At 32.9% G+C, this 6,919-nt stretch carries 5 protein-coding genes (1 of these 5 cut by a window edge); 4 read left to right on the forward strand and 1 reads right to left on the reverse strand.

Annotation, left to right across the window (positions count from 1 at the left end):
* Window positions 1-1,612, reverse strand: partial view of a gliding motility-associated C-terminal domain-containing protein gene (locus FNW52_RS20170; protein WP_143379270.1) — the 5' end (the start) only. Its footprint begins 4,034 nt before the window's first position; only the first 1,612 of its 5,646 coding nucleotides appear in the window; the start codon lies at window positions 1,610-1,612; its stop codon lies beyond the left edge, outside the window.
* A 1,046-nt stretch (window positions 1,613-2,658) separates the two neighbouring features.
* Here FNW52_RS20170 and FNW52_RS20175 point away from each other — a divergent pair.
* The 4 genes from FNW52_RS20175 to FNW52_RS21005 all read left to right on the forward strand — a co-directional run.
* The gene (locus tag FNW52_RS20175) at window positions 2,659-3,144 is read left to right on the forward strand and encodes a histidine phosphatase family protein (protein ID WP_143379271.1); all 486 of its coding nucleotides are present in this window, start codon (window positions 2,659-2,661) and stop codon (window positions 3,142-3,144) included.
* Window positions 3,145-3,150: 6 nt separating this feature from the next.
* Window positions 3,151-5,214, forward strand: a complete 2,064-nt coding sequence (gene ppk1, locus FNW52_RS20180; RefSeq protein ID WP_143379272.1) for a polyphosphate kinase 1 — start codon at window positions 3,151-3,153, stop codon at window positions 5,212-5,214.
* Window positions 5,215-5,390: 176 nt separating this feature from the next.
* Window positions 5,391-6,281, forward strand: a complete 891-nt coding sequence (locus tag FNW52_RS20185; RefSeq protein ID WP_143379273.1) for a Ppx/GppA phosphatase family protein — start codon at window positions 5,391-5,393, stop codon at window positions 6,279-6,281.
* A 455-nt stretch (window positions 6,282-6,736) separates the two neighbouring features.
* Window positions 6,737-6,919: hypothetical protein (locus FNW52_RS21005; RefSeq protein WP_221933422.1), on the forward strand; the 183-nt coding region annotated here is incomplete at its 3' end.

The following is a 6,919-nucleotide window of genomic DNA, read 5'->3' on the forward strand; positions in this document are numbered from 1 at the left end:
GATTAGAAGCTTGAGCATAGTAAGTAACCGTTCCCACAGTATTTAAAATAGGGCTGGCCACTAGATTTCCACCCGTTGCGGCATTATACCAAGTAATAGTTCCGCCTGTTGCGGTAGCTGTCAGGGTTTGAATAGGTGATGCTTGGCAAACGGTTTGGTTACCTCCAGAAGTTGGAGCACTTGGCGCAGGATTTATTGTTAAAGTAACAGCGGTTCTGGTCAAACTGGAGCAGGTTCCATTAGAAGCTTGAGTATAGTAAGTAACCGTTCCCACAGTATTTAAAGTAGGGCTGGCCACTAGATTTCCACCCGTTGTGGCATCATACCAAGAAATAGTTCCGCCCGTTGCGGTAGCTGTTAGGGTTTGAATAGGTGATGCTTGACAAACGGTTTGGTTACCTCCAGAAGTTGGAGCATTTGGCGCAGGATTTATCGTTAAAGTAACAGCAGTTCTGGTCAAACTAGAACAAGTTCCATTAGAAGCTTGAGCATAGTAAGTAACCGTTCCCACAGTATTTAAAGTAGGGCTGGCCACTAGATTTCCACCCGTTGCGGCATTATACCAAGTAATAGTTCCGCCTGTTGCGGTAGCTGTTAGGGTTTGAATAGGTGAAGCCTCACAAGCGGTTTGGTTACCTCCAGAAGTTGGGGCACTTGGCGCAGGATTTACCGTTATTGTTGCTTCACTCGTGGTAATATCATTTCCATAGCATAAGCCAGAACTTGAAAATATTGCTCTAAATTTTGTGGTTTGAGTTAAATTAGTTGCGGTATAAGTTGTTAAACCAGCAGTATCAGGTATATCTATCCATGTTGAAAATGGACTAACAGATGATTGCCATTTAGTAATAGTAAAACTACCATTAATACCAGTTACTGTTAATGTACTACTTGTTCCTGAACAAACAGTTGAGCTAGATTCTACAGCACCTTTTAAGGGAACTCCAAATGTAAGAGGGGTGTCAACACATCTACTTGAAGAAGCTGAGTTACCACTAACGGATGCTAATTTAGCAATATTGATTAAACCAGGGTTATTGGGATCACAGATATTTATGCCAATACTTCCAAAAGGAATATTGAATTCTAAAAATTGACCATCTCCAGCATTACAACCAATAGCACTTCCATTTAAAGCAGCAAGTCCATTGCTAATGGGAACTATAGTTTTAGTGTTTCCACTTCCAGTATATAAAGTAAAACCAGTGCCGTTAGCATTAATTTCTAAAATATATTCAGCACCATCTACAGTTAAGCTACCTCCAAATGTATCCGATATTAACCCCGTTGCAGGGTTGTTATCGGTGTCTAAATATAGCCGAAAAAGAGCGGAACCACCATTACCGATATTCATTCCTAACCTTAATACTTGATTTTGAGTATCTACTTTGGCGTGGATCGTTCCAATTTGGCATGTTGAAGATGGACTAGCCGATAATTGTAGGCTAAAAACAGTTCCAGTAGCATATTCATCACCAACTGCTCCAGAAGCAGGACAATAATCTCCGTCATAAGTATCTTGAGCATACCCCTTTGTAAAAGAGATTAATAAAAGTAACAAGACCAATATAAAGGCTTGTTTCATTTTTTGTTTAGGTAATATTGATTCCATTTTGATTTGTTTTAAATCGTTAGAAAGTATTATGAGTATCTAATAAAATTCACATATAATTATGTGTGATTGTTGAATGACTAATTTTATAAAGTATAAAGCTTTATAAAAAACAATACGTATTTCTAGTGGTTGCTCGCATTGGAACAATAGCTATAGACAAATTATAGAATTGGTGTTATTCTCTAGGTTTTATACACTTAAACTATGGCTAGCAAATGGAGGTTATGCGTCGCCGACATGCATATACGAAGTCTGAAAAAAAGTAGTTTTGTCCCTGTTCAATTAAATTTAAATTTACAATTGGTGCTAATTGATTTTCTTTAATTGCTTACTTTGAATTTTTATTTTTTTAATTCAATCGTTTAAAATTCGTTTTAGAATAAACCGAATTAAGATCATAACTTATTTGCAACCTTTAATTTTGATTTTGGGGGTATATCAAAATTATTTCATTTCTAATTAATTGTATAGTACAGAATATTTTACAAAATTATTCCTTTTATGTAGGTATGATTTTTACATTTTGATTTTGATCTGGGAATGAAATCAAAATGGATTCTAGAAATTAGAATTTGTTTATAGTTTAAAATTAAGCAGAATCTTAAAAAAATATTCTAATCATCTTTAAATAGCCTAAATACTCGTTGAAAAGTTAAAAACATGATGTAAACAATATGAAAAATTCTTAAATTCATCAAAGAAAGTTTATTTCTAAGGTCTTTTTTAATTCTTTCTCCTAAAGCTTTATATCTTTTTGGATTCCAAACAAATTCATGATAAGCATCACTAAATGGGGATGGTAATCAAAATTGAAGATTTTATAAGTAATGATTCTTAAAATATCCTAAAATGAAAATCCAAAATAGATAATTCTAATTTATTTTTTGTAAATTGTTACTCCCTTAAAGAATATGTTTTACTTCTAAATCATTTATTACATTAGAGGAGTAGCATATTTAAAATCATTATAATTTTTAATCTTATTTTTTAACACTAGCATTCTATATAGTTGTCAGTCTTTATAAATTTAATAGTTGTATTTTATGAAAAATTTAATATTAATACGGCATGCAAAGTCAAGTTGGGAAGCTCCATTACATGATAAAGACCGACCGTTAACAGCCCAAGGCATGAAAAGTGCGCATTTGGTCTCTTCACATATAAATAAATTTCTACCTAAAACTTATAGTGTTTGGAGTAGTACAGCAGAAAGGGCTCTAGAAACCGCCATGATTTTTGCACAAAACATAACATTTCCCCTAGAAAGTATATTATATAAGGAAGAGCTTTATACTTTTGACGAAAGAAAATTAGAAAAAGTTATTAAAACATGTAATAATGATTACGAGAATATCATTATTTTCGGGCATAACGAGGCTATTACAAATTTTGTTAATAAATTTGGAGATGTTTACATTGAGAATGTACCAACGGCCGGATTTGTTCATATAGAATTCGATTCAGATAATTGGGACGCAATCGAGAAAGGCCAAACAAAAAAAATACTATTCCCCAGAGATTTAAAATAATAAGAAGTGTTTGAACAAAAATATATAGATAGAGAAAAAAGTTGGTTAGCCTTTAATGCAAGAGTACTTCAAGAAGCCGGGGACGATACAGTTCCATTATTGGATCGGATGCGTTTTCTAGGAATTTTTTCCAATAATTTAGATGAGTTTTTTAGAGTTCGTTTTGCAGCAATTAGAAGATTGAGTTTAAGCGGAATCTCAGGTGAGAAATATTTCGGTGGTGTTTCTGCCCAACAATTGATAAAAGATATTACAGAAATTGTAATTCAACAACAGTCCGAAAGCTTAAGAATATTGAGCAATATTGAAGCCAAATTAGTGACCGAAAATATTTTCATCATCAATGAAAAGGATATTAATAAGGAACAAGAGATTTTTTTAAAAGACTTCTTTATTCAAACATTAAGTCCAGAATTGGTTACCATCATATTAAATGACTTGGCTGAATTTCCAATATTAAAAGATTCATCGGGTTACTTAGCCGTAAAATTAGTGATGAAAAAAGATTTGGAAGTGCGATATGCTATTATTGAAATTCCAAAAATGATCAATCGTTTTGTGGTTTTGCCAAGTAATAAAGAAAAGCAATATGTCATATTAATTGATGATGTTATCCGACACAATTTGAGTAGTATTTTTAATATTTTTGATTACGAAAGTGTTTCGGCACACATGATAAAAATCACAAGAGATGCCCAGTTAGATATTGATAGTGATTTGAGTAAAAGTATGTTAGAGAAAATAGCTTCGAGTGTAAAAGATAGAAGAATCGGGGAGCCAGTACGTTTTATTTATGACCAAGAAATAGATAAAGATACTCTTCAATTTTTCTTAGAGAAAATGAATATCGATGCCACAGATAGTATCATACCCGGAGGAAGGTATCATAATCGTAGGGATTACATGGATTTTCCTAACTTAGGCAGGTATGATTTACTATACAAGAAAAATGATCCATTGCCAATTCCGGGACTCAGTTTGGAAGGAAGTATTTTGGAGAAAATTAGTAAAAGGGATTATTTATTAAATGCACCTTATCAATCTTTCTCCTATCTAATTAAGTTTTTGCGTGAAGCAGCTTTAGATCCAAAAGTAACCTCCATAAAAATCACATTGTATCGATTAGCCAAAAATTCGCAAATTATCAGTTCTCTAATAAATGCCGCCAAAAATGGAAAGAAAGTTACGGTTCAAATTGAGTTACAAGCGCGTTTTGATGAGGCTTCGAATATTTCCTATTCTGAGCAAATGCAAACCGAAGGGATTGATCTTATTTTTGGAATAAAAGGGCTAAAGGTTCATAGTAAAGTTTGTGTTATAGAAAGACTTGAAAAAGAAAAAATAAAAAGATATGGTTTTATTTCAACTGGAAATTTTAATGAATCCACTGCAAAAATATATACCGATGTAACTTTATTTACCTGTCATTCACAAATTTTAAAAGACGTCTCAAAAATATTTGAATTTTTTGACATCAATTATAAAGTCCAACGCTACAAACACCTTATTGTTTCGCCTCAATATACAAGGCATCGCTTTGTTAAAATGATTGACAGAGAAATTACACATGCTATTGCTGGGAGGAAAACCTATATGAAGTTGAAAATGAATAGTTTGTCTGATTTGTTAATGATTGACAAACTATACGAAGCTAGTAAAGCGGGGGTTAAAATTCAGTTGGAGGTTAGGGGGATTTGTTCCTTAATTCCGGGAATAAAGGGATTGAGCGATAACATAGAAGCAATCAGTATTGTAGATAATTATCTGGAACATTCCAGAATTTATATTTTTGGAAATGCTGGATTGCCTGACGTTTATATATCTTCGGCCGATTTTATGACCAGAAACATAGATGCTAGAGTCGAAGTTACCTGTCCTATTTATGATCAATTGATAAAAAATGAATTGATAGAAAATTTTGATTTAGGTTGGAAAGGAAATGTAAAAGCAAGATATCATTCGTATAAATTAGATAATAAATACAGAATTCGAGGCAATAATCCAATATTTAGAGCGCAATTAGAAACCTATAAATATTATCAAAATAAAGTCGCTGTATTTGAAGAGTGAACAATACAGGAGTAATTTAGATGCTGAGATTCAAAGTTTGAATGATTTTTTTTTATTAGTTTTCTGCTTTAATATCAGCAACTTAGTATCTTGTGATCTATCGGAGAGTTACAAATTTTAAATGCCAAATAGAATAACCCAATTATACAATAAACTATTAATCGTATCCATAGAAAATGATTAAAATAAGAAAATATGCCGCTATAGATATTGGATCGAATGCCATGCGTTTATTAATTACCAATATTGTAGAGGAAGATGGTAAAGAACCTCAATTTAATAAAAGCTCCTTGGTTAGGGTTCCTATTCGTTTAGGACAAGATGCGTTTACCGTTGGGGAAATATCACCAGAAAACATAGAACGCATGTGCGACGCTATGAAAGCTTTTAATTTGTTGATGAAAGTACATAAAGTAGAACGTTATATGGCATTCGCAACATCTGCAATGCGAGAAGCTTATAATGCAAAAGAAGTAGTTGAATTAATCAAAAAGAAAGCGGACATAAAAATTGAAATTATAGATGGTAAAAAAGAAGCTGCCATAATTGCCTCCACAGATTTGCATCATTTATTAAAAAGAGACGAGACTTATCTTTTTGTAGATGTGGGTGGTGGTAGTACCGAGTTTACCTTATTCTCTAATGGGAAAATGGTTAATTCAAGATCTTTCAAAGCAGGAACAGTTCGATTGTTGAACGATATGGTTTGTGATGTAGTTTGGGATGAAATTGAAAAATGGATTAAAATAAATACCGAAGATTATGAAGAAATTACCTTGATCGGATCAGGTGGGAATATCAATAAATTGTTTAAGATGTCTGGTAAAGTTCAAGAAAAACCATTGTCCTATATTTATGTTAACTCACAATATGCCTATTTAAATTCGCTAACGTACGAACAAAGAATCTCACAATTGGGTTTAAATCCTGATCGTGCTGATGTAATTGTACCTGCTACGAGAATTTATCTAAATGCGATGAAGTGGAGTGGAGCCAGACAAATTTATGTGCCAAAAATAGGGCTTTCAGATGGTATTGTGAAAGCAATGTTTTATGGGAAAATTTAAAGATTTAAGATTTTTGATGAATGTAAAATTCGCTAAATTCTATAATTCCCTCATATCCGGAGAGAAAAGAATAAGGAAAGAGAAATAGCCAGTAAAAACAATACTTCAGGGGCTTTTTTCTTTCCTGAAATTTCGCTAGATTTGGTAAAATCTCTAGTAGGATGAAAATTACAATATCTTTCGAAGATGTCAATTCTTTTGGAGGATTAAATTTTGTTTCCAACGAATTTGGTCAGCTAATACCTCATAAAGCCATCTCTTCTCACTTAGGAAATCGCTCTGCGTTCTGAAATCTGAACTTTTCAATGTGGCGGTGAATGAAAGTGTCTTTACCTGATAGTATTTTACGGTTGCAAAAGGAATTTTGTTGCGGCAAAGAAATCTATCTGAGCAAAGCCGAAATAGTCAATGAATTCAGTAAAAAGTAGAGGCTCAACGAATTGAACCTCTCCTTTTTGCTTTTGACTGACCAATTGAAAAAGGACACAGCTACAACTTGGATTTTGACAACCAATTTATTCCCTGCGAGAAATACGATTCAGAAAAAAGGAATTCAATATAACCGCTTCTATCAGGGCTGTGGCATCGGTTTTCATAACAATGTTGATTTTAGAAAAAGTTATACCTTATATATAGGT

The organism is Flavobacterium sp. ZT3R18, from assembly GCF_007097385.1.
Classification (GTDB): Bacteria; Bacteroidota; Bacteroidia; order Flavobacteriales; family Flavobacteriaceae; genus Flavobacterium.

What these genes read in the sequence shown, in the direction of transcription:
- FNW52_RS20175 (WP_143379271.1), top strand. Translation starts at nt 2,659, where the DNA reads ATGAAAAATTTAATATTAATACGGCATGCAAAGTCAAGTTGGGAAGCT.
- FNW52_RS20185 (WP_143379273.1), top strand. Translation starts at nt 5,391, where the DNA reads ATGATTAAAATAAGAAAATATGCCGCTATAGATATTGGATCGAATGCC.